The organism is Pseudomonas sp. Teo4, from assembly GCF_034387475.1.
GTDB lineage: Bacteria > Pseudomonadota > Gammaproteobacteria > Pseudomonadales > Pseudomonadaceae > Aquipseudomonas.
On sequence record NZ_JAXCIL010000001.1, the window covers coordinates 2607097 to 2629644 of the forward strand.

Genomic DNA, 22548 nt, shown 5'->3' on the forward strand with positions numbered 1-22548 from the left:
CCATGTCCACCACTGCAGATACGCCGCTGGTTGCCACCCGCTGGGTGGAAATCGGCCTGGCCCTGTTCACCGCCGCACTGGGCGGCACGTTGATGTACGGCAGCCTGGCCATCGGCATCGGCTGGGGCGATGCCGGCCCGGAAGCGGGCTACTTCCCGTTCTATATCGGCCTGCTGCTCAGTGCCGCCAGCGTCGGCAACCTGCTGCTGGCCCTGGTGCGACGCCAGGCCATGGCCGAAGCCTTCGTCGGGCGCCAGGCGTTTCGCCAGGTGCTGGCCGTGTTCGTGCCGATTGCCCTGTACGTGGCCGCCATGCCCTTCACCGGCATCTACCTGGCCTCGGTGCTGTTCATCGCCTGGTTCATGTGGCGTGCGCGCAAGGCCGGCCAGGGCCACCGCTGGCTGACCATCGCGGTGGTCTCCTGTGGCGCGGCACTGGCCAGTTACCTGATCTTCGCCCTGTGGTTCAAGGTGCCGCTGCAGGCCGGCGTGCTGGGTGACCTGGCGAGCTACCTGGGAGGGCTGCGGCCATGAGTGAAATCGACTCGTTGATGCAGGGCATGAGCCTGATCCTCACCGCCCACCACCTGGGCTTGATGGTGGTTGGCGTGCTGCTGGGCATTCTGGTCGGCGTGCTGCCGGGGCTGGGTGCGCCCAATGGCGTTGCCCTGCTGTTGCCCCTGACTTTCACCATGGAGCCGGTGTCGGCGATCATCCTGCTGTCGTGCATGTACTGGGGGGCCTTGTTCGGCGGGTCGATCACCTCGATCCTGTTCAACATCCCCGGCGAGCCTTCATCGGTGGCGACCACCTTCGACGGCTACCCGATGGCCCGCAACGGCCAGGCCGGCGAGGCCCTGACAGCTGCCTTCACCTCGGCGCTGCTCGGTGCCCTGGTAGGCGTACTGCTGCTCACCTTCCTGTCCACCCACATCGCCAAGTTCGCCATGGAGTTCAGCTCGCCGGAGTTCTTCGCGGTCTACCTGCTGGCGTTCTGCACCTTCATCGGCCTGAGCAAGAACCCGCCGTTGAAGACAGTGGTGGCGATGATGATCGGTTTCGGCATGGCGGCGGTCGGCATGGACACCGTCTCCGGCGAGCTGCGCCTGACCTTCGAGCAACCCTGGCTGCTGTCGGGGCTGAGCTTCGAGGTTGCGGTGATCGGCCTGTTCGGCATCGGCGAAATCCTCTGCACCGTGGAGGAAGGCCTGGTGTTTCGCGGCGAACGGGCACGCATCACGCCGATGGTGATCCTGCGTACCTGGGCCAAGTTGCCGCGCTACTGGCTGACCTGGTTGCGCAGCGCGCTGGTCGGCTGCTGGATGGGCGTGACCCCTGGCGGGCCAACCGCTGCGTCGTTCATGAGCTACAGCCTGGCCCGGCGCTTCTCGAAGAACCGCGAGCGCTTCGGCAGTGGCGAAGTGGAAGGTGTGATCGCTCCGGAAACCGCCGACCACAGCGCCGGCACCAGCGCGCTGCTGCCGATGCTGACCCTGGGTATTCCCGGCTCGGCAACGGCGGCGGTGATGCTCGGTGGGCTGATGATCTGGGGCCTGCATCCTGGGCCAACCTTGTTCGTCGAGCAGCACGACTTCGTCTGGGGCCTGATCGCCAGCATGTACCTGGGCAACGTCGTCAGCCTGATCGTGGTGTTGGCCACGGTGCCGCTGTTCGCCTCGATCCTGCGCATTCCGTTCTCGATCATTGCGCCGATCATCATCATGGTCTGCGCCATCGGCGCCTACTCGGTGCACAACTCTATGACCGACGTCGGCCTGATGCTGGTGTTCGGCGCCCTGGGTTATCTGTTCAAGAAGCTCGGCTACCCGATTGCCCCGCTGGTGCTGGCTGCCGTGCTGGGTGACAAGGCCGAGGATGCGTTCCGCCAGTCGATGCTGTTCTCCGACGGGCAGTTGTCGATTTTCTGGTCCAACCCGCTGGTGGGCAGCCTGACCTGCGCGGCCCTGGTGATGCTGTTCTGGCCGCTGCTGGCCAAAGGTGTCGCGGGCCTGCGCAGCGTGCTCGGGCGCAAGCCGGCACGCCACATCGCCTGACCCCAACGCCGTGCGGAGGGTATCCCGCCGCACGGCTGGCGCCCTCCTCCGTTTCTTGTCAATCTTGGGTCCCCCCATGACCATGAGCCAGACCATGTCCCGCATCCCCGACGCCAACATCATCCACAGCCGCCTGCGCTTGCGGCAACTGCGCCTGATGCTGGCACTGGATGAATTGGGATCGTTGCGCCGCGCCGCCGAAGAGATCGGCATGACCCAACCCGCCGCCACCAAGATGCTGCACGAAGCCGAAGACCTGCTCGGGGTCGAGCTGTTCGAGCGCTTGGCCCGCGGCATGCGCCCCACGCCGTTCGGCGAGACGCTGATCTACTATGCGCGGATGATCTTCGCCGAGCTGTCGGGCATGCGTGAGGAAATGGTCGCCCTGGAGTCCGGCAACCTGGGCCGGGTCACCATCGGCGCCATTCCGGCGTTGGCCTCCGGGCTGCTGACCCGCACCATCGCCACCCTGAAGCAAAGCCACCCGCGCCTGTCGATGAGCCTGCAGGTCGACACCAGCGATGTGCTGGTGCAAGCCCTTCAACAAGACCAGCTGGATGTGGTGCTGGGGCGCATCCCCAGCAATGCGCGTACTGATGACTTGCAGTTCGACAGCCTGGGCGAAGAAGAACTGTGCGTGATCACCGGCGCCCAGCACCCGTTGGCCAAAGCGAAGAAACTCGTCTGGACCGAGTTGCAGGACATGACCTGGGTGCTGCAGCAGCACCCAAGCCCGATGCGCACCATCGTCAACCAGGCGTTCCATAATGCCCGAATCGACCTGCCCAGCAGCATCGTCGAGACCACCTCGATCATGACCTTGCTGTCTCTGTTGCAGCAGACCGACATGATCGGCATCACACCGCGTTCGGTGGTCGATGACTACCCGGGGCGTCACTTGCTGGCGGTATTACCCATTCAACTTGAGCCGCGGCTGCCGCCGTATGGCCTGATTACCCGACGCAACCGCGTGCATTCGTCGGCGATGCAGACGTTCATGGCAGCGGTGCATGCGGAGCAGGAACGGTCGGTGTGAGCGACGATACTGTTCACTCGGCCTTGGGCAATTGCCCCTTCAGGAAGGTCATCAAGGCCTGTGCCGCAGGCGACAGGCTCCGCCCTTTTCGTGCCAGCATCCCGATGCGCCGCTCCACCTTGGGTTCGGCCAGCGGCAGAAAGGCGAGTTTCTTGTTCTCCTGGGGAAACGCCAGGTAAGGCAAGGTACTGACCCCTACGCCCTGCTCCAACATCGCGATCAGCGAAATCATGTTGGAGACGAACAGCCGGCTGTGCTCCAGCAAGCCCTCTGCGTCAGTGCCTTCAAGCAGCCGTGAAGTACCATTGCGGATCATCGGCATACCCTGCAACTGCGGCCAGTGCAGCGCCGCGCCCTGCTGCACCAGCGGATGATCGACGCGGCACACCACGCCCACCTGGTCATTGAGCATTGGCCAGAACTCGACCTGCTCGTCGGCCACCCACAGGCTGCTGATGGCAAAGTCCACCTGCCCCTGCGCCAACAGTTGCTGGACGCTCTCTGCCGTGCCGTCCTGGATACTCACTTGCACGTTCGGGTGTTCGGCCACGAAACGCGCCAGCGGTTCAGGCAGCAACCGGCTGGCCACCGAAGGCACGGTGGCAATGCTGACCTGACCGATTTCATGCCGGGCCAGCATAGTGGTCTCGCGGGAAATACGGTCGTGATGCTCGACCAGGCCTCGGAACAACGGCAGGCAATGCTCGCCGAACGGCGTCAGCTCGACCCGCCCGCCGCCCTTCTCCACCAGCGCCTGGCCCAGTTTCTGTTCCAGCTCACGCACCGCCAGCGACACCGCCGGCTGGGTACGACAGGCCTGGCGGGCCGCAGCGTGGAAGCTCTTGAGTTCGGCAACCAGCACGAAGTAGCGCAGTTGGGTGATCTTCAACTCGGGCAACATGGTTAGCGTTCCTTATCAAAGCATTTTTTTTATTAATTTTATTTTGCACCATATTGCTAGCAAGATGACAGCCAGGCAATCAGAGGCTTCATCCATGTCACTCAATACCTACAAGAACTACATCGATGGCCAGTGGTGCGAAGGTCACGCCACGGTCGCCAACCACAGCCCCTCGGACACCCGCGACCTGATCGGCAACTACCACCAGGCCAGCGCCGAGCAGACCCGCCAGGCCATCCAGGCCGCCCGTGCCGCGCAACCGCGTTGGGCCAGCACTGGCCTTGAGGCGCGCCAGCAAGTGCTGATGGCCATCGGTGACGAGCTGATCGCCCGCAAGGAAGAACTCGGCCAGTTGCTCTCGCGTGAAGAAGGCAAACCCTTGGCCGAAGGCATCGGCGAAGTCGCCCGCAGCGGCCAGTTCTTCCACTACTACGCCGCCGAAGTGCTGCGCCAGATGGGCGAAACCGCTGCCTCCGTGCGCCCCGGCATCGACATCGAAGTGCATCGCGAACCGGTGGGTGTGGTGGGTATCGTCACACCTTGGAACTTCCCCATGGCCACTGCTGCGTGGAAGATCGCCCCGGCCCTGGCCTTCGGCAACGCCGTGGTGTTCAAACCGGCCAACCTGGTGCCGGCCAGCGCCTGGGCACTGACCGAAATCATCAGCCGCCAAGGCCTGCCCAACGGCACCTTCAACCTGGTAATGGGCAGCGGCGCCAGCGTCGGCGAAACCCTGGTGAACTCGGCCGAGATCGACGCCCTGACCTTTACCGGCTCACTGGCCACCGGCCGTCAGGTGGCGGTCGCCACCGCAGGCAATCTGGTGCGCTGCCAGCTGGAGATGGGCAGCAAGAATGCCCTGGTGGTGATGGACGACGCCGACCTCGACCTGGCCGTGGAGTGCGCACTCAATGGCGCTTTCTTCGGCACCGGCCAGAAGTGCACCGCGTCTTCTCGGCTGATCGTCTGCGACGCCATTCATGACCGCTTCGTCGAAGCCTTGCGCCTGCGCATGCGCCAGCTCAAGGTCGGCCATGCCCTGGAACCCGGCGTGCAGATCGGCCCGGTGGCCGAGGCCCGCCAGCTGGAGCAGAACCTCGAGTACCTGCGCCTGGCCCAGGCCGAAGGCGCCACCCTGGTCGAGGGCGGCGAACGCTTGCAGCTTGAAACCGACGGTTTCTACATGCGCCCGGCACTGTTCATCGACAGCCGCAACGACATGCGCATCAACCGCGAGGAAGTGTTCGGGCCAATCGCCTGCGTGATCCGCGTGAGCGACTTCGAAGAGGCACTGGCGACGCTCAACGACACTCAGTACGGCCTCACCGCCGGCATCATCACCCAGTCCCTGCGCCACGCCAGCGAGTTCAAGCGCCGTGCCCAGACCGGCTGCGTGATGGTCAACCTGCCCACCGCCGGCACCGATTACCACGTGCCGTTCGGCGGCCGCAAAGCCTCCAGCTTCGGCCCTCGGGAACAGGGGCAGTACGCCCGCGATTTCTACACCGTGGTCAAGACCACCTACGTGCGGCCTTGAAGGAGTGCGCGCCATGCAAGACTTACTGATGATCGATGGCTTGCAGTACTCCAACTGGAGCCCGGAAATCTTCCAGCAGATGCAGGCTGGGGGCCTGAGCGCGGTGCACGCCACCATCGCCTACCACGAGAACGCCCGCGAGACCCTCTCGCGTCTCGGCGAATGGAACCGCCGCTTCGAGACCTGGCCGCAGTTTATCCGTCCGGTGCGTTCGGCCAGCGATATCCGCCTGGCCCAGGAAGAAGGCCGGGTGGGGATTTTCTTCGGTTTCCAGAACTGCTCGCCGATCGAAGATGACATCGCCCTGGTGGAAGTGTTCCGCCAGCTGGGTGTGTTCGTCATGCAGCTCACCTATAACAACCAGAGCCTGCTGGCCAGCGGTTGCTACGAACAGGAAGACAATGGCATCAGCCGTTTCGGCCGTCAGGTGATTGCCGAGATGAACCGGGTGGGCATGCTCATCGACATGTCCCACAGCGCCGAGCGCAGCACCCTGGAAGCCATCGAGCTGTCCACACGGCCGGTGATCGTTTCGCACGCCAACCCGTCGAGTTTCCATGCCGCCAAGCGCAACAAGTCCGACGCGGTGCTGCGTGGCATCGCCGAGTCCGGCGGGCTGCTGGGTTTCAGCACCTACCCCTTCCACCTCAAAGGGGCCTCGGAGTGCAGCCTGGAGAGCTTCTGCGACATGGTCGCGCGCACTGCCGACCTGATGGGCGTCGAACACATCGGCATCGGCACCGACCTGTGCCAGGCGCAGCCGCTGTCGGTACTGGAGTGGATGCGCAACGGCCGCTGGAGCAAAGACAAAGACTATGGCGAAGGCAGCAAGGACAACGCCAACTGGCCGGCACCGCTGCAGTGGTTCCGCGACAGCCGCGACTTCCCCAACATCGCCCAGGGCCTGCGCGCTCGCGGCTTTGCCGAAGACGATGTACGCAAGATCATGGGACTGAACTGGTTGCGCCTGCTGGAGACCGCCACCCCGGCGCAGGCCTGACACTTTCCTGCACGGACAGCATGAACAATAACAACAATCGCAGGTTCCGGAGGCTTCATGAAAAACCCAACCACCCTGCAGGCTGAAGGCCAGGCCATGGGCCTGCCGCTGGCGCGGGACATCGACTGGCCGCTGTTCGTGATCAGCGGCGGTTTCCTCGGCGCGTTCCTGGTTGCCGCCCTGGTCGACATCGACGCGGTGTCGGCGCTGGTCAACACCCTGTTCGCCTGGTCAACCAAGGCCTTTGGCCTGTACTGGCAAGTCCTGATGCTGGCGACCTTCGTGGTGAGCCTGGCCATCGGTTTCTCGAAATGCGGCCGGGTGCGCCTCGGCGGCGTGACGCAGCGCCCGGACATCAGCACCTTCAACTGGATCGCGGTGATCATGTGCGCGCTGCTGGCCGGGGGTGGTGCCTTCTGGGCCGCCGCCGAGCCCTTGATGCACTTCGCCAGCCCACCGCCGTTCTTCGCCGGCGTGCAGCCACACAGCGAAGCCGCAGCCACCGCAGCCCTGGCGCAGTCCTTCGTGCACTGGGGGTTCCTGGCCTGGGCGGTGCTCGGCAGCCTGTTGGCCATCGTGCTGATGCACCTGCACTACGACAAGGGCCTGCCCCTGGCCCCGCGTACTCTGCTCTACCCGCTGTTCGGTGAACGCGCCCTCAAGGGGCCGATCGGCACCCTGGCCGACGCCACCTCGATCATCGCGGTGGTCGCCGGCACCATCGGCCCGATCGGTTTCCTCGGCCTGCAGATCAGCAGCGCCCTGCATGCGGTATGGGGCCTGCCCAACGACCTGGTCACCCAGTCGCTGACCATCGTCCTGGTCACCCTGATGTACACCGTCTCCTGCCTGGTGGGCCTCAAGGGCATCCGCTTCGTTAGCGAGATCAACGTCTGGCTGATGCTTGGCCTGGCACTGTTCATGGTGGTGTTCGGGCCGACCCTGTTCATTCTCGGCGGCTTCCCGTCGGCCTTCGCCCTGCATGTGGAGCACTTCATCCCGCTGGCGATGTTCCGCGCCGACCCCAAGTGGCTGGACTGGTGGACGGTGTTCTACTGGGGCTGGTTCATCGGCTATGCGCCCATGGTCGCGCTGTATGTCGCCCGCATCTCGCGTGGCCGCACCATTCGCGAGATCATCATGACGCTGTCGATCATCGCGCCGCTGGTGACCATGTTCTGGTTCACCGTGGTCGGTGGTACCGGAATCGGCCTTGAGCTGCAAACGCCCGGCATCGTCACCGCCCATGGCGCCCAGCCGGAAGACCTGCTGCTGGGTGTGACGCAGAACCTGCCGCTGGGCGGCCTGATCAGCGCGCTGTTCCTGTTCCTGAGTTTCATCTCGGTGGCCACCAACGGCGATGCCATGGCCTTCACCGTGGCGCTGGCGATGTCCAGCAGCGACAAACCGAAAAAATGGCTGTGCGGCTTCTGGGCCATCGGCATGGGCCTGGCGGCGGTGGTGCTGATCACCATCGGTGCGGGCGGTGTGACGGCCCTGCAGTCCTTCATTGTCATCACCGCGGTGCCGGTGTCGCTGGTGATACTGCCGGCGTTGTGGGATGCGGTGCGCATCGCCCGGCACATGGCCCGCGAACAAGGCGTCTGAACAACATGCATCCAGGTATAACAACAATGTCCGACACCGTGCCTGCAACGCCTGCGTTGCGCCCTGCCTGCCAGGTCATGGACCTGGCCCGGCTGGGCAGCCACTTCCAGAGCCCGCTGAGCTTCGTGCGCAGCAGCATGCGGCGGATGATGAACCAGCGCTGGCAGATCCAGCGCAGCCGCTTCGACCTCGATGGCGAGGGCTTCGGCACCGCCATCTACCGCATCGACACGCCGAATGCCCATTACCACTGCGTGATCTTCTCGGCCTACCTGCCGCCGGAAAAACGCAGTGACCGGGTCATCGCCGACCAGTGGGACGTGACGTTCGTGCTGGTCGCCGGTGATGTCGACGCGGCGCAGCTGGCCGACCTGCAGCGCAACGTGCCGCTGCAAGAGGCCGGCCGCTTCGATGCCCGCGTGCTGGTGCTGTCCCGGGCCAATCGCAGCCTGCGCAACTTCGACCGGTTTCTGGCCGCTTTGGCCGAAGGCAACCAGCCAGACCCGCACCAGCTGGCCGAGGTGGGCTACCTGTATCGCACCACCGCCGTCTATGGCAACGGCAAGTTTGGCATCGCCGATTTCGGCTGCCTGCAGGGCAACGATGATTTCAGCCAGCCGTTCAGCGCGCAGATGTTCACCGTGTACCTGCTGCGGCACTTCAGTATCGAGCAGATCGAGCACATGGCCCATGCCCTTGCCCCACAACGGGCAGTGAAGCTGGCCCCGGCGCTGCAACGCTACCTGGGGGTCGGCAACGCCACCGGGTTGGGCATGGCGCCGTTTCTGATCAATCACCCGCAACTGGTGGAGCGCTGGGTCAGCACCCGGGAAACCGCCCTGGCCCTGGCCTTGGCGCAACCGGCCGAACCCACGCGCCTGGCCCGCCTTCATACCTTGCTGGCACGCGCCCGCCAGCACCTGAGCCAAAGCCAGACCGAAGACCAACGTCAGCATGACCAGAACCAGCAGACGCTGGCTGAAATGGACGCCCTGGCGGCCTGGCTGGAAGGCCAGCCCTGCCGGGTTAACCTCTGGCAGACCCTGTTTGCCTGGAGCGAGACGCACGCTGGCGTGGGCTGCCAGGAATTACTGGCGAGCGTGCTGCTGGAGCTGTATCCCGAACACGTCACACCGCTGGCCGAGCAGATGGGGGTGGTCGAAAGCTGGCACCTGGACGCACAGATGCCGTTGACGCAATTGCGTGAACTGATCGAGCACCAGTATGACTGGGCGCTGGCCCATGACTTCAGCGATGTGCAGGCCGAGCACTTCTTCTGGTATCGCTCGGCCGAAAAGGAAGAACCCCGCCTGGGCATGCGTGCCGAGGAACCGGGCGCCGAAAAGGAGATGCAACTGGGTATCGCCCGCAACATTCAACGTTGCCATGCTGCCGTGCTTGCGCACCTGCGCCTGCAGCCACAGGCCTTGACCGCGCACTTCTTGATTGCGCAGCCGGCGCTCAAAGGCACGGTACGCCGCCTGCAAGGCATGGCGCTGTCCCACTACGGCGAGATCCGCGCCAACCTGCTGGCCCACGACATGCTGCCGATCCACCTGCTGCGCTGCAAACTGGCGTTCTTCGGCGCCGGCAAGTTCGACCCCAAATCCAGCCGCTGGGTACGCATCACGCTGTTCCAGGGGGCTCCACTGGTCAGCGACATAGGTCAGCCGTTCGCGGATGACTGGAACTTTGCGGTCATGCCGACGGGAGATCAATGACCATGCGCATCTCGCTCAACGAAATTCAGGTGATGTGTCGCAAGGCCTTCGAAGGCATGGGCTTTGCCGCTGGCGACTGCGAGGATGCCGCCGAGCTGGTGGGCTGGTTGCAACTGCAAGGGCTCGATGGCATCGGCACCCTGGAGAAGGCGCTGGACTACCTGCAGCGCGAAGCGGATCAGTCCTTCAGCCTGAGCTACGAGGATGACAGCCTGCTGGTGATCGACGCCAACGGCCAAAGCGTGTTGCGCTGCGCCGCCACCGCGGTGGAACTGGCGCTGGCCAAGGCCCTGCAAAGTGGGCAGGCGCTACTGCGGATCCGCCATTGCCACAACCGCGTGTTGTTGCTGGGCCAACTGAGCCGTGCCGCCGAGCTGGGCCTGGATGTCCAGGCCCACTGGGGCGATGCCCGCCTGCGCCACATCGCCACCTTCAACGCGGGTGCCAACCGCCCCACGCTGCATTGCGAAGAACAACCCTGCACTGACGACGCCGTCGAGCAAGGCATCAGCGTGTCGTTCAGCCGCCCGGCCCGGTGCGTCAGCACGACGTCGCCTGCCAATGCCCAGGCCACGCTGGCCGAGGGTTTCACCATCAGCGAGCAGACCTGGCAACGGCTCAAGCAGCTGGCCGACAACATCCTGGTCGAAAGCACCGATGCCTCCCGCCGCCATGGCGCCGGTGCCGGCAACGACGCCGACTGACCCGCCCCGCTTACTCAGGAACCCACTCATGAAGTACGCCATCAAGACCGAGCTGTTCGCCTCCAAGGCCCCGCTGGAATGGGCCGTCGTCGGCAACGGCACGCTCTACACCGCACAGATTCCCATCGACGCCCAGGGCCAGGTGGTGCCCGGTGGCATCGAGGCCCAGACACGCCAGACCCTGGACAACCTGTGCCATACCCTGCAAGCCGCAGGCAGTTCGCTGGATGCCGTGACCCAGGTGCTGATCTATGTAACCGACCGTAGCTACCTGGCGGCGGTCAATGCCGTCTATGCCGAGTATTTCCAGGCGCCCTACCCCAACCGCGCGGCCGTCGTGGTCGCCGGGCTGGCCCGGGAAGAGATGCTGGTGGAGCTGGTGGTCTACGCCTGCATTCCGTTGAGCGAACCCAGTTGATCAGCGCGACCTAGGTGCTCATGGCCGCCGTGCTGCAAAACTCAAAGGCATGTGCGGCACATGTGTGCTGAGCAGGCGTGGTGAATCAATCGACAGCGGACACATATGCCAATTGAGCATAAAGAACTAAATTAAAATTAATTATCGTGCTTATGCACAGTGTCAATTTAGGCACTCCGGTAAGGCTCGTTATGCTTTTCAGGCATATCCAAACGCCTGATTTTGAGCTGTAAGGAGTTCTCGAATGGTCCCTGTTCTACGCTTTTTCCAACCTGGCCGCCTGCTGGTTGCAGCCACCCTCGCCACCAGCGTGCTGTCGATGTCCGTCCACGCGGCGACGCTGACCCGCGACAGCGGTGCTCCGGTGGGTGACAACCAGAACTCGCAGACTGCAGGCCCCAACGGCGCGGTGCTGCTGCAAGACGCCAACCTGCTGCAAAAGCTCCAGCGCTTCGACCGCGAACGCATTCCAGAGCGCGTGGTACACGCCCGTGGCACCGGGGCACATGGTGAGTTCACCGCCAGCGCCGACATCAGCGACCTGAGCATCGCCAAAGTCTTCCGCCAGGGTGAAAAGACCCCCGTCTTCGTCCGATTCTCTTCCGTGGTTCACGGCACCCACTCGCCGGAAACCCTGCGCGACCCGCGTGGCTTTGCCACCAAGTTCTACACCGCAGAAGGCAACTGGGACCTGGTTGGCAACAACTTCCCGACCTTCTTCATTCGCGACGCCATCAAGTTCCCGGACATGGTCCACGCCTTCAAGCCGGACCCGCGCACCAACCTCGATGACGACTCCCGTCGCTTCGACTTCTTCTCCCATGTGCCAGAAGCCACCCGCACCCTGACCCTGCTGTACTCCAACGAGGGCACACCGGCCAGCTACCGCGAAATGGATGGCAACAGCGTGCATGCCTACAAGCTTGTCAACAGCCAGGGCGAAGTGCACTACGTGAAGTTCCACTGGAAGAGCCTGCAAGGTCAGAAGAACCTCGACCCGAAAGAAGTCGAAAAGATTCAGGGCCGCGACTACAGCCACATGACCAACGACCTGGTCAGCGCAATCAACAAAGGCCAGTTCCCCAAGTGGGACCTGTACATTCAGGTGCTCAAACCTGAAGACCTGGCCAAGTTCGACTTCGACCCGCTGGATGCCACCAAGATCTGGCCGAACGTACCCGAGCGCAAGATCGGTCAGATGGTGCTGAACCGCAATGTCGGCAACTTCTTCCAGGAAACCGAGCAGGTGGCGATGGCGCCGTCGAATCTGGTGCCTGGCATCGAGCCTTCCGAGGACCGCCTGCTGCAAGGCCGCCTGTTTGCCTATGCCGACACCCAGATGTACCGCATCGGCGTCAACGGCCTGAGCCTGCCGGTCAACCAGCCACGCATCCCGGTGAACAACATCAACCAGGACGGCCAAGCCAACGCCGGTCATGCAACCAGCGGTGTGAACTACCAGCCAAGCCGCCTGCAACCGCGTGAAGAGCAAGCCAGCGCCCGCTACGTTTCCACCCCGCTGGTCGGCAGCACCCAGCAGGTGAAGATCCAGCGTGAGCAGAACTTCAAGCAGACCGGCGAACTGTTCCGCTCCTACAGCAGGAAGGAACAGACCGACCTGATCAACAGCCTGGGTGAATCGCTGGCCGTTACTGATGAAGAGAGCCGCTACATCATGCTGTCTTTCTTCTACAAGGCCGATAGCGACTATGGCACCGGCTTGGCCAAAGTGGCCAAGGCAGACCTCAAACGCGTTCAACAGCTGGCAGCCAAGCTGCAGGACTGATCGCATCAATTGAGCGGGCTTGAGGGCTAATGCCTGTCAGTTAAGGTAATTGGGCTGCTCTGCAGCCCATCGCAGGCTTCGCCAGCTCCCACAGATGAGATGCATGTTTCAAGAAGCGCACTCAATCCGTGGGAGCTGGCGAAGCCTGCGATGGACCGCAAAGCGGTCCCACTGACTTAACTGACAAGCATTAGGTTTGGGGGCCCGCTTTTCATTCGAATTGAGGTAATCGCCATGTACAAATGGCTGTTCGCGGCCTTCATCGGCCTGCCAAGCCTAGCGGCCCTGGCAGTGGAACCGCAGCCGCTGCAAGTACAGCAAAGTGACGTCGAGCATCGCTTGCGCGACTATTTTTTCGACGCGTCGCGCCGGGGTGATCAGGCGATGCTCAACGAATTCATCCAGGCGGGCTACCCACTGGATACCCGCGATGAAAAGGGCTACACCGGCCTGATCCTGGCGGCCTATCACGGCCAGCGCGACGCGGTTGAACAATTGCTGGCAGCAGGCGCGGACGCTTGCGCCCAGGACCGTCGGGGCAACACCGCACTGATGGGGGCGATATTCAAAGGCGAGCTGCAGATTGCCCGGCGCCTGCTCGATGCCAAGTGCAACCCTGACCAGCGCAATGCCTCAGGGCAGACCGCCGCCATGTATGCGGCCCTGTTCCAGCGCACGGCATTGCTGGACACCCTGAAGGCACAGGGCGCAGACCTTGAGGCCAAAGACGCCATGGGCAACAGCGTGCAAAGCCTTCGCCAAGGTGAAGTCATCGGTACGGCGGCGCCCCACTGACAGGCGTATGTGGGGCGCCATGCCCTCGTTGCAAACTTGCTTATGGATTACCGCCCACAGAGACCAAGCCGCTCACCTGAGGCGCTTTCAACCTGTGCTTCAGACACCGTGAACTGACGCTGCTCGCCAAGGCCTTCGATACCCAGCCGCATGACCTGCCCCGGGCGCAGGAACACCGGCACCGGTTTGATCCCCATGCCGACACCCGGCGGAGTGCCGGTGGAAATCACATCGCCCGGTTGCAAGCTCATGCAGCGGCTCAGGTAGGCGATGATCTGTGGAATACGGAAGATCAAGGTTCGGGTGTTGCCTTGCTGATAGCGCTTGCCGTCCACCTCCAGCCATAGGTCGAGATTGTGCGGGTCGGCCACTTCATCACGGGTCACCAGCCAGGGCCCGATTGGCCCGAAGGTGTCGAACCCCTTGCCCTTGTCCCAAGTCCCGCCGCGCTCCAGTTGCCACTCACGTTCCGACACATCGTTGATCACGCAGTAACCGGCGACGTGCTCCAGGGCATTGGCTTCATCGATGTAGCGCCCGCCCTTGCCGATCACCACGCCCAACTCCACTTCCCAGTCGGTCTTGCTCGAGCCACGGGGAATCTCGACATCATCGTTCGGCCCGCACACCGCGCTGGTCCATTTGTTGAAAATGATCGGCTCGCTGGGCACCGCCATGCCCGCCTCGGCGGCATGGTCTGCGTAGTTCAGGCCAATGCAGATGAACTTGCCGATCTGCCCGACACAGGCGCCGATACGCGGGTTGCCCGGCACCAGCGGCAGGCTGGCAGGGTCGAGGCTGGCCAGGCGGGCAAGGCCCTCGGGCGTCAGCGCAGCACCGGCGATGTCCGTCACCTGCTCGCCAAGGTCGCGAATGCGCCCCTGGGTGTCCAGCATGCCGGGACGTTCATTGCCTTTTTCGCCGTATCGCAACAACTTCATGGGTAGCTCCAGTTTCAATTCAAAAGGGTCAAAGGCTCATGCCGCCATCGATCAGGTGCACGCCACCGGTGGTATAGGCCGAAGCATCACTTCCCAGGTACACCGCCAACTGGGCGATCTCCTCGGCGCTGCCAAGGCGCCCCATGGGTTGGCGAGCGATGAACTGTCCATAGACCTCGTCGGTGGTGCGGTCCTGGGCAAGTGCCTGGGCGGCGATGCGCTGGTGCAGCGAGGGCGAGTCGACCGTGCCGGGGCAGATTGCATTGCAGCGAATGCCCTGACCAATGTAGTCGGCCGCCACGGCTTTGGTCAGGCCAATGACCGCCGCCTTGCTGGCACCGTAGGCGAAGCGGTTGGGCACCGCCTTGACGCTGGAAACCACCGAGGACATGTTGATGATCGAGCCACCACCACGGCGCAACATGCCCGGCAGAAACGCGCGAATCGTGCGGTACATCGCCGTGACATTGATCGCCAGCGAACGCTCCCAGGCCGACTCGTCGCAATCGAGAATCGCGCCGCTGTGCACGAAGCCCGCGCAGTTGAACAACACATCGATATCACCCAGTTCGTCGCGCAGCCCCTCGATGGCCGACGTCGACGTCACGTCGAGCAGCCGGGCCTCGATGCCAGGCTGTTGCAACAGGTTGTCGATGGCGATGTCGCTGCCGACCACTTCGGCACCGGCGGCGGCGAAGGCCTGGGCGCTGGCAAGGCCAATGCCCTGCCCCGCTGCCGTAATGAGTACACGCTTGCCCGCAAGGTTCATGCGGCCTCCAGTTTCAGTTTCGGCTCGGCCGCATCTTGCTTGCGGCCGAGCATGGCGGCCGGAATGGCCATGATCAGCAAGGCGCTGGCGAACAGGCACAGGCCCAGCACGTAGGTGCCGTTGTTGATGTTGCCGGTGAGGTTCTCGGCCACTGCCGTGATCATCGAGCCGGTGAAGCCAGAGAGGTTACCGAACGCGTTGATCATGCCAATCCCGGCGGCGGCCGCCACGCCCGACAACACCGTGCCCGGCAAGGTCCAGAAGATCGGCATCAGGCTCAACACACCCGAAGCGGCCACCGTCAGGAACAGCACCGACAACACCAGGTTGCTGGAGAACCACGCACTGAGGATCAGCCCACAACCGCCGATCAAAGCCGGTATCGCAGCATGCAGGCGACGCTCGCCGGTGCGGTTGGAATGGCGCGCGTTGAGCAGCATGGCAATCACCGCCACACCATAGGGAATCGCGGTCAGCAGGCCGATCTCGAAGGTGCTGGTGATGCCTGCGCTCTTGATGATCGACGGCATCCAGAAGGCCAGGCCGTAGAACCCGGTATTGAAGGTCAGCAGGATGAACACCAGCAGCCACACCCGTGGGTTGAAGAACACCTCGCTCAGGCGCGATACCTTGCCCTCGCCGTCCTGTTGCAGGTTGGCCTTGAGCAGCTGTTTTTCCTCGGCCGACAGCCAGTGCGCCTTGTCGATGTTGTCGCACAGGCAGGTGAAGACGATCACCGCCATCACCACCGAAGGCAGGCCTTCGATCAACAGCATCCATTGCCAGCCGGCCAGGCCGTGCCAACCGTTGAAGCTGGTCATCAGCCAGCCTGACAGCACGCCACCGAGGGTCAGGCTGACCGGCATGGCCATCAGGAACCCGGACATCACCCGGCTTTGCCGGTGGGTGGGGAACCAGTAGTTGAGGTACAGGATCACCCCAGGGAAAAACCCGGCTTCACAGATGCCCAGCAGAAAACGCAGCGCGTAGAACATCGTGCTGGCTTCGACATGGAAGAAGGTGGCCAGGGGCACGGTGAAGGCCACAGCCATGGAAATGATGGCCCAGCTCAGCATGATGCGGGCAATCCAGAAGCGCGCACCGTAGCGATGCAGCAATAGGTTGCTCGGCACTTCGAACAGGAAATAGCCCCAGAAGAACACGCTGGCCCCCAGGGCGTAGACGGTATTGCTGAACTGCAGGTCGTTGAGCATGTCCAGCTTGGCGAAGCCGATGTTGACCCGGTCAAGGTAGGCCGCCATGTAACACAACAGCAGAATCGGCAGGATACGCAGGATCACCTTGCGGTAGGTACGGTCTTCGAAGTCCGGCGCGGCGGCCGGCGATGTGGATGGGTTGTGCATGGTTGTAGCCCCTCGGCATGTCGAGCATGCCTGATTGTTGTTATCGACAGGGCACCGGGCGCGCCACGCCCGGTGGTGGAGCAGTACGGCGGTTCAGCGAATCGGGTCGCGGCTTGGCTGGCCATCGACCAGGCGCAGCAGGCCCAGCGGGTTGCTGTCGCGCAGGGCTTCTGGCAAAAGCGCATCAGGGAAGTTCTGGTAGCACACAGGCCGCAGGAAGCGGTCGATGGCCAGGCTGCCGACCGAGGTGCCACGGCTGTCGGAAGTGGCCGGATAAGGCCCGCCGTGCACCATCGCGTCACACACCTCGACGCCAGTTGGGTAACCGTTGACCAGCAGGCGCCCCGCCTTGTGTTCGAGCAGCGCCACCAGGTCGGTCGCACAAGCCAGTTCGTGCGGCTCGGCGATCAGGGTGGCGGTAAGCTGCCCGCCCAATGCCGCAAGCGCTGCCAACAGTTGATCGTGATCTGCGAGTTCGACCACCACCGTGGCGGGCCCGAATACTTCCTCCTGCAACAGTGGCTCGCCGTTGAGCAGCAGGCTGGCATCGGCCTGGAACAGCTGTGGCCAGGCCTGCTCACCGGTTTGTTCGGTACCGGCCAGATGGCGGATGCCGGCATGCCCCTTGAGTGCGGCGACCCCCTTGGCATAGCTGCGCAGCGTGCCGGCATTGAGCATGGTTTGCGAAGGCTGGTCGGCCATGCGCGCCTGCAGCTGTTCGACGAATGCGCCAAACGCCTGCGAACGCACGCCAAGCACCAACCCCGGGTTGGTGCAGAACTGGCCGCAGCCGAGCACCACCGAGGCGGCCAGCTCGCCCGCAATCACCTCGCCACGGGCAGCCAGCGCCTGCGGCAGGACGATTACCGGGTTGATGCTGCTCATCTCGGCGAACACCGGAATCGGCTGCGGCCGCGCCGCCGCCATGTCGCATAGCGCCCGCCCGCCTTTGAGCGAACCGGTGAAGCCCACGGCCTGGATCGCAGGGTGCTTGACCAGCGCTTCGCCAACGCCCGCGCCAAAGATCATGTTGAACACACCCGCTGGCATCTGGCAGCGCTCGGCAGCCCGGACAATCGCCTCGGCGACCTTTTCGGCAGTGGCCATGTGGCCGCTGTGCGCCTTGAATACCACCGGGCAACCGGCCGCCAATGCGGCAGCGGTATCGCCGCCAGCGGTAGAGAATGCCAGGGGGAAGTTGCTGGCGCCGAATACCGCGACCGGCCCCAGGCCCATGCGGCACTGACGAATATCGAGACGCGGCTGAGGGGTGCGCTGGGGTTGTGCCCGGTCGATTCGTGCACCGTGGAAATCACCCCGACGCAACACCTGGGCAAATAGCCGCAGCTGGCCGCTGGTGCGTGCCCGCTCCCCCTGGATGCGCGCCGTTGGCAACGCTGTTTCGCGGCTGACCAGGGCAATGAAGTCCTCACCGAGCGTATCGAGTTCTTCGGCAATGGTTTCAAGAAACTCGGCCCGGCGCTGCCCCGACAGCGCCCGATAGGCGGGGTAGGCCTGGGCAGCGGCTTGCGCGGCGGCGTCGACCTCGCCCTCGCTGGCCTGGTAGAACGCGCCGGGCAGTGCTTGGCCGGTACGGGCGTCGACACTGTGCAAATTCGCTTGGCCAGCGCCGCTACGGGCGCCGCCGATAAATTGCTGACCTGCGTTTGAAGTCATGGACGTTCCTTGGCAATGCGGGAATAAACACTGGTCGCTAATCTAGGCCGGCAAGCGATTCTTTCCCAATGGCATTTGTGGATCATTCGATAACGGTTGGTTATCGAGATTCCCGTGCCTTACGCGCATCGGCTAGCAGAATCTGCGCGAACTCCAGGGTCGCGCCGGTGAGTTCCTCGCCTTTGCGGGTGAGGATGCCGTAGTCCTGTGGCTCCAGGTGCAGCGGGGTGTCCAGACTGCGCAGCCTGCCGCTGGCCAGGTGCGGCTCGACCATGGCCTGGGGCAGCATGCCGACCATCGGGCCGCCCTGGAGCACCTTGAGGAAGGTCTGCATCGAGATGGTGTCGATGGTGTTGCGCGGAACGGCAACGCCGGCTTCGGCGAAAGCTCGTTCCATCCTGGCGCGGATCGGCGTGCCTTTGGGGTAGAGAATCCACGGCCATTCCAACAGTTGCTGCAAGGTGACAGGCCCCTGGTCGCATAGCGGGTGCTGGTCATTGACCACAAAGCAGAACGGTTCAGGCGCCACCGGCTGGAAGTCGAAGCGCTGGCGCTGGGCATCGTCGGTGAACCGCGCCACCGCCAGGTGCAAGGTCTTCTCGTCGAGCATCTCCATCAGGTGGTCGCTGGTCTGCTCCACCACTTCGATCGACAGCAACGGCCAGCGCTGCTTGATCTGCACGATGGCATCCGGCAGCGCGACCGCCGTGGCGGCGAAGATGCCGCCCACCCGCAAGTGACCATGCCCGCCCTGGCGCAGGCTGTCGATCTGGTCGACGAAATTGCGCGCATCGTTGAGTGCGACCTGGGCATAGCGCAGCACCTGCTCACCCAGCGCAGTGGGCGGCATGCTGCGCGGTTGGCGCTCGAACAGGGCGAAGCCGAGCAGGCTCTCGATTTCCTTGAGCATCTTGCTGATGGCCGGCTGGCTCAGGTTCATCTGCTGCGCGGCCAGGTGCATGTTGCGGGTGCGGCCCAAGGTGTCGACCAGCAGCAGGTGGCGAAACTTGAGCCAGTTGCATACATGGGAGAACGACAGGTCGGACATGGTGGCTAGCCTTCTTCTGCGATAACCCACTGTTATCGATTAGTGAAAATATGCCATTGGAGTTTATCGCGGTGCGACCTTAGCGTGCAGCTTTCAGCACTCAAAGGATCCATTGCGATGCCACTGTCCCTGACGCCCGCCAATACCCTGCCCGACGATGGCCTGACCGGTACCCTGATCGGCCGCGCCTGGATCCCCGGTGACATAGCCGGCCCCTCTCCCATCGCGTTGCGCGCAGACGGCGTTTTCGACCTTTCCGAGCACTTCGCCACCCTGAGTGAACTGCTCGAAAGCGAACATCCGCTGCAGGCCGTACGGGCCGCCCCTGGCCGCTTCGTCGGCAGCCTCGAAGCATTGCTGGCCAACAGCACCGGGCAGCCGGACCCGACGCGTGCATACCTGCTGCCACCGCTCGACCTGCAAGTGATCAAGGCCGCCGGGGTGACCTTCGCCGCCAGCATGATCGAGCGGGTGATAGAAGAGCAGGCCGGTGGCGACGCCGCCCGTGCCGAAGCCGTGCGCGCCACCGTGTGCGCGGTCATCGGCGACAACCTGCGCGCGGTCAAGCCAGGTTCCGAGCAGGCCATGGCGCTCAAGGCCCTGCTGATCGAGCAAGGCCTGTGGTCGCAATACCTGGAGGTGGGCATCGGCCCGGACGCCGAGATCTTCACCAAGGCCCCGGTGCTGGCGGGCGTGGGCAGCGGCAGCCAGATCGGCGTGCACCCCGGCTCGCAATGGAACAACCCCGAACCTGAAATCGTTCTGGCGGTGGACAGCCGTGGGCGTATCCACGGTGCGACGTTGGGCAACGACGTCAACTTGCGCGACTTCGAAGGGCGTAGCGCGCTGTTGCTGAGCAAAGCCAAGGACAACAACGCGTCCTGCGCCATCGGCCCATTCATCCGCCTGTTCGATGAAGCCTTCGACCTGGACGCCGTGCGCAACTGCGTGGTGCGCCTCGAAGTGCATGGCACCGATGGCTTCGTGCTCAACGGCACCAGCTCGATGAACCAGATCAGCCGCGACCCCGAAGACCTGGTGCGCCAGACCCTCAACGGCAACCACCAATACCCCGACGGTTTCCTGCTGTTCCTCGGCACGCTGTTCGCGCCCACCGAGGACCGCGACCACCCTGGCGCAGGTTTCACCCACAAGGCAGGTGACCGGGTTAGTATCTCCAGCCCCCTGCTTGGCGCCTTGCACAATGAGGTGAGCCACAGCGACAAGGCCACGCCCTGGACCTTTGGGGTAGGTGCGCTGATGCGCAACCTCGCTGCCCGAGGTTTGCTGTAACGCTGTGCCCGGCAACACCAAGATGCGCCCTATAAAGACAAGAGAGAGCCAGACATGAGCCATATTCCCAAGCGCCACCTGCGCAGCCAGCAGTGGTTCGATGACCCGAGCCATGCGGACATGACCGCGCTTTATGTCGAGCGCTACATGAACTACGGCCTGACCCGTGAAGAACTGCAATCGGGCCGGCCGATCATCGGCATCGCCCAGACTGGCAGCGACCTGACCCCGTGCAACCGCCACCACATCGAGTTGGCTCAGCGGGTGAAGGCTGGCATTCGCGATGCCGGTGGCATCCCCATGGAATTCCCGGTGCACCCGATCGCCGAACAGAGCCGCCGCCCCACCGCTGCGCTGGACCGCAACCTGGCTTACCTGGGGCTGGTGGAGATTCTGCACGGCTACCCGCTCGATGGCGTGGTGCTGACCACCGGATGCGACAAGACCACCCCCGCCTGCCTGATGGCCGCGGCCACCACCGACCTGCCGGCCATCGTGCTGTCGGGTGGGCCGATGCTCGATGGCCACCACAAAGGCCAGCTGATCGGCTCGGGCACCGTGCTGTGGCATGCCCGTAACCTGCTGGCCGCCGGCGACATCGACTACGAAGGCTTCATGGAAATGACCACGGCCGCTTCGCCGTCGGTGGGCCACTGCAACACCATGGGTACGGCGCTGTCGATGAACGCGCTGGCCGAGGCGCTGGGCATGTCCTTGCCAGGCTGCGCGAGCATTCCTGCGCCGTATCGCGAGCGCGGGCAAATGGCCTATGCCACTGGCAAGCGCATCTGCGAACTGGTTCTGCAGGACATCCGGCCTTCATCGATCATGACCCGCCCTGCCTTCGAGAACGCCATTGCCGTGGCTTCCGCCCTCGGCGCCTCAAGCAACTGCCCGCCGCACCTGATCGCCATCGCCCGGCACATGGGTATCGAGCTGTCGCTGGACGACTGGCAGCGTGTGGGCGAAAGCGTGCCATTGCTGGTCAACTGCATGCCGGCCGGCAAATACCTAGGCGAAGGCTTCCACCGCGCAGGCGGCGTACCGGCGGTAATGCACGAGTTGCAGAAGGCTGGCCGCCTGCACGAAGACTGCGCCACGGTCAGCGGCAAAAGCATCGGCGAAATCGTCAGCGCCGCGCTCACCAGCAACCGTGACGTGATCCTGCCCTATGACGCCCCGCTCAAGCACGGCGCCGGCTTCATCGTGCTCAGCGGCAACTTCTTCGACAGTGCGATCATGAAAATGTCGGTGGTCGGGGAAGCGTTCCGCCAGACCTACCTGTCCGAACCCGGCAAGGAGAACAGCTTCGAAGCCAGGGCAATCGTCTTCGAGGGGCCTGAGGACTACCACGCCCGTATCGACGACCCGTCGCTGGATATCGACGAACGCTGCATCCTGGTGATCCGCGGCGCTGGCACGGTGGGCTACCCTGGCAGCGCCGAAGTGGTGAACATGGCCCCGCCAGCGGCCTTGATCAAGCGTGGCGTCGACTCGCTGCCCTGCCTGGGGGATGGCCGCCAGAGCGGTACTTCAGCCAGCCCGTCGATCCTCAACATGTCCCCGGAGGCAGCAGTGGGCGGTGGCCTGGCGCTGCTGCAGACCAACGACCTGCTGCGCGTCGACCTGAACAACCGGCGCGTCGACCTGCTGGTGGACGAGGCCGAGCTCGCGCGCCGCCGTGCGTTGTGGAAGCCGAATATCCCGGCCTCGCAAACGCCCTGGCAGGAGCTGTATCGGCAATTGGTGGGGCAACTGTCTACCGGTGGTTGCCTGGAGCCTGCGACGCTGCACATGAAAGTGATCGCCCGCGAAGGCGGCATGCCGCGTCATTCGCATTGATCCTTGCAGGCTCAGGTACCACAGGGGCTGCGCTGCAGCCCCCTTCCGAGCAAAC

General features: G+C 63.9%; 19 protein-coding genes. 13 read left to right on the plus strand and 6 right to left on the minus strand.

Features of this window, described 5'->3' with window-relative positions; genetic code table 11:
- Positions 1-2 precede the first annotated feature (2 nt).
- The 3 genes from PspTeo4_RS11675 to PspTeo4_RS11685 all read left to right on the plus strand — a co-directional run bounded on the left by PspTeo4_RS11675 (position 3) and on the right by PspTeo4_RS11685 (position 3089).
- A complete protein-coding gene (locus PspTeo4_RS11675) occupies positions 3-533 on the plus strand; it encodes a tripartite tricarboxylate transporter TctB family protein (protein WP_322363909.1) in 531 nt (176 codons plus the stop codon).
- Positions 530-2053, plus strand: a complete 1524-nt coding sequence (locus PspTeo4_RS11680) for a tripartite tricarboxylate transporter permease (RefSeq protein WP_322363910.1) — start codon at positions 530-532, stop codon at positions 2051-2053. Before PspTeo4_RS11675 ends, PspTeo4_RS11680 begins: the two co-directional genes overlap by 4 nt.
- Before the next feature lie 94 nt (positions 2054-2147).
- The gene (locus PspTeo4_RS11685) at positions 2148-3089 is read left to right on the plus strand and encodes a LysR family transcriptional regulator (protein ID WP_322363911.1); all 942 of its coding nucleotides are present in this window, start codon (positions 2148-2150) and stop codon (positions 3087-3089) included.
- Between the two features lie 13 nt (positions 3090-3102).
- Here the strand turns inward: PspTeo4_RS11685 and PspTeo4_RS11690 are convergent, their stop codons facing one another.
- Positions 3103-3990, minus strand: a complete 888-nt coding sequence (locus PspTeo4_RS11690) for a LysR family transcriptional regulator (protein ID WP_322363912.1) — start codon at positions 3988-3990, stop codon at positions 3103-3105.
- A 94-nt stretch (positions 3991-4084) separates the two neighbouring features.
- Between PspTeo4_RS11690 and PspTeo4_RS11695 the strand changes: the two genes are divergently transcribed.
- From PspTeo4_RS11695 to PspTeo4_RS11730, 8 genes are all read left to right on the plus strand, one after another.
- The gene (locus tag PspTeo4_RS11695) at positions 4085-5527 is read left to right on the plus strand and encodes an aldehyde dehydrogenase family protein (protein ID WP_322363913.1); all 1443 of its coding nucleotides are present in this window, start codon (positions 4085-4087) and stop codon (positions 5525-5527) included.
- A gap of 13 nt (positions 5528-5540) precedes the next feature.
- Positions 5541-6527 carry a dipeptidase gene (locus PspTeo4_RS11700; protein WP_322363914.1) on the plus strand — a complete coding sequence of 329 codons (987 nt, stop codon included), beginning with the start codon at positions 5541-5543 and terminating at the stop codon, positions 6525-6527.
- A gap of 57 nt (positions 6528-6584) precedes the next feature.
- The gene (locus PspTeo4_RS11705; protein WP_322363915.1) at positions 6585-8135 is read left to right on the plus strand and encodes a BCCT family transporter; all 1551 of its coding nucleotides are present in this window, start codon (positions 6585-6587) and stop codon (positions 8133-8135) included.
- Between the two features lie 26 nt (positions 8136-8161).
- Positions 8162-9856: a hypothetical protein gene (locus PspTeo4_RS11710; protein ID WP_322363916.1), complete on the plus strand. Its 1695-nt coding sequence runs from the start codon at positions 8162-8164 to the stop codon at positions 9854-9856.
- Between the two features lie 2 nt (positions 9857-9858).
- Entirely contained in the window at positions 9859-10560 is a 702-nt protein-coding gene (locus PspTeo4_RS11715) for a DUF3726 domain-containing protein (RefSeq protein ID WP_322364848.1), read from the plus strand.
- Between the two features lie 28 nt (positions 10561-10588).
- On the plus strand, positions 10589-10978 hold the full coding sequence (locus PspTeo4_RS11720; RefSeq protein WP_322363917.1) for a RidA family protein: 390 nt from the start codon (positions 10589-10591) through the stop codon (positions 10976-10978).
- A gap of 244 nt (positions 10979-11222) precedes the next feature.
- On the plus strand, positions 11223-12764 hold the full coding sequence (gene katB, locus PspTeo4_RS11725) for a catalase KatB (RefSeq protein WP_322363918.1): 1542 nt from the start codon (positions 11223-11225) through the stop codon (positions 12762-12764).
- A gap of 234 nt (positions 12765-12998) precedes the next feature.
- On the plus strand, positions 12999-13559 hold the full coding sequence (locus tag PspTeo4_RS11730) for an ankyrin repeat domain-containing protein (protein ID WP_322363919.1): 561 nt from the start codon (positions 12999-13001) through the stop codon (positions 13557-13559).
- 47 nt (positions 13560-13606) lie between these two features.
- On the opposite strand, the gene PspTeo4_RS11735 is transcribed toward PspTeo4_RS11730, so the two are convergent.
- From PspTeo4_RS11735 to PspTeo4_RS11755, 5 genes are all read right to left on the minus strand, one after another.
- Positions 13607-14500, minus strand: a complete 894-nt coding sequence (locus tag PspTeo4_RS11735; protein ID WP_322363921.1) for an ureidoglycolate lyase — start codon at positions 14498-14500, stop codon at positions 13607-13609.
- A 28-nt stretch (positions 14501-14528) separates the two neighbouring features.
- A complete protein-coding gene (locus tag PspTeo4_RS11740; protein ID WP_322363922.1) occupies positions 14529-15269 on the minus strand; it encodes an SDR family oxidoreductase in 741 nt (246 codons plus the stop codon).
- A complete protein-coding gene (locus tag PspTeo4_RS11745) occupies positions 15266-16633 on the minus strand; it encodes an MFS transporter (protein ID WP_322363923.1) in 1368 nt (455 codons plus the stop codon). The genes PspTeo4_RS11740 and PspTeo4_RS11745 overlap by 4 nt, the downstream gene beginning before the upstream one ends.
- Positions 16634-16726: 93 nt before the next feature.
- Positions 16727-18310: an aldehyde dehydrogenase (NADP(+)) gene (locus PspTeo4_RS11750; RefSeq protein WP_322363925.1), complete on the minus strand. Its 1584-nt coding sequence runs from the start codon at positions 18308-18310 to the stop codon at positions 16727-16729.
- Positions 18311-18410: 100 nt separating this feature from the next.
- On the minus strand, positions 18411-19358 hold the full coding sequence (locus tag PspTeo4_RS11755) for a LysR family transcriptional regulator (protein WP_322363926.1): 948 nt from the start codon (positions 19356-19358) through the stop codon (positions 18411-18413).
- 117 nt (positions 19359-19475) lie between these two features.
- On the opposite strand from PspTeo4_RS11755, the gene PspTeo4_RS11760 reads away from it, so the two are divergent.
- Together PspTeo4_RS11760 and PspTeo4_RS11765 are read left to right on the plus strand one after the other, a co-directional pair.
- Entirely contained in the window at positions 19476-20651 is a 1176-nt protein-coding gene (locus PspTeo4_RS11760; protein WP_322363927.1) for a fumarylacetoacetate hydrolase family protein, read from the plus strand.
- A gap of 54 nt (positions 20652-20705) precedes the next feature.
- Positions 20706-22493, plus strand: coding sequence for an IlvD/Edd family dehydratase (locus PspTeo4_RS11765; protein WP_322363928.1), 1788 nt, complete (start codon positions 20706-20708; stop codon positions 22491-22493).
- Positions 22494-22548 lie beyond the last annotated feature (55 nt).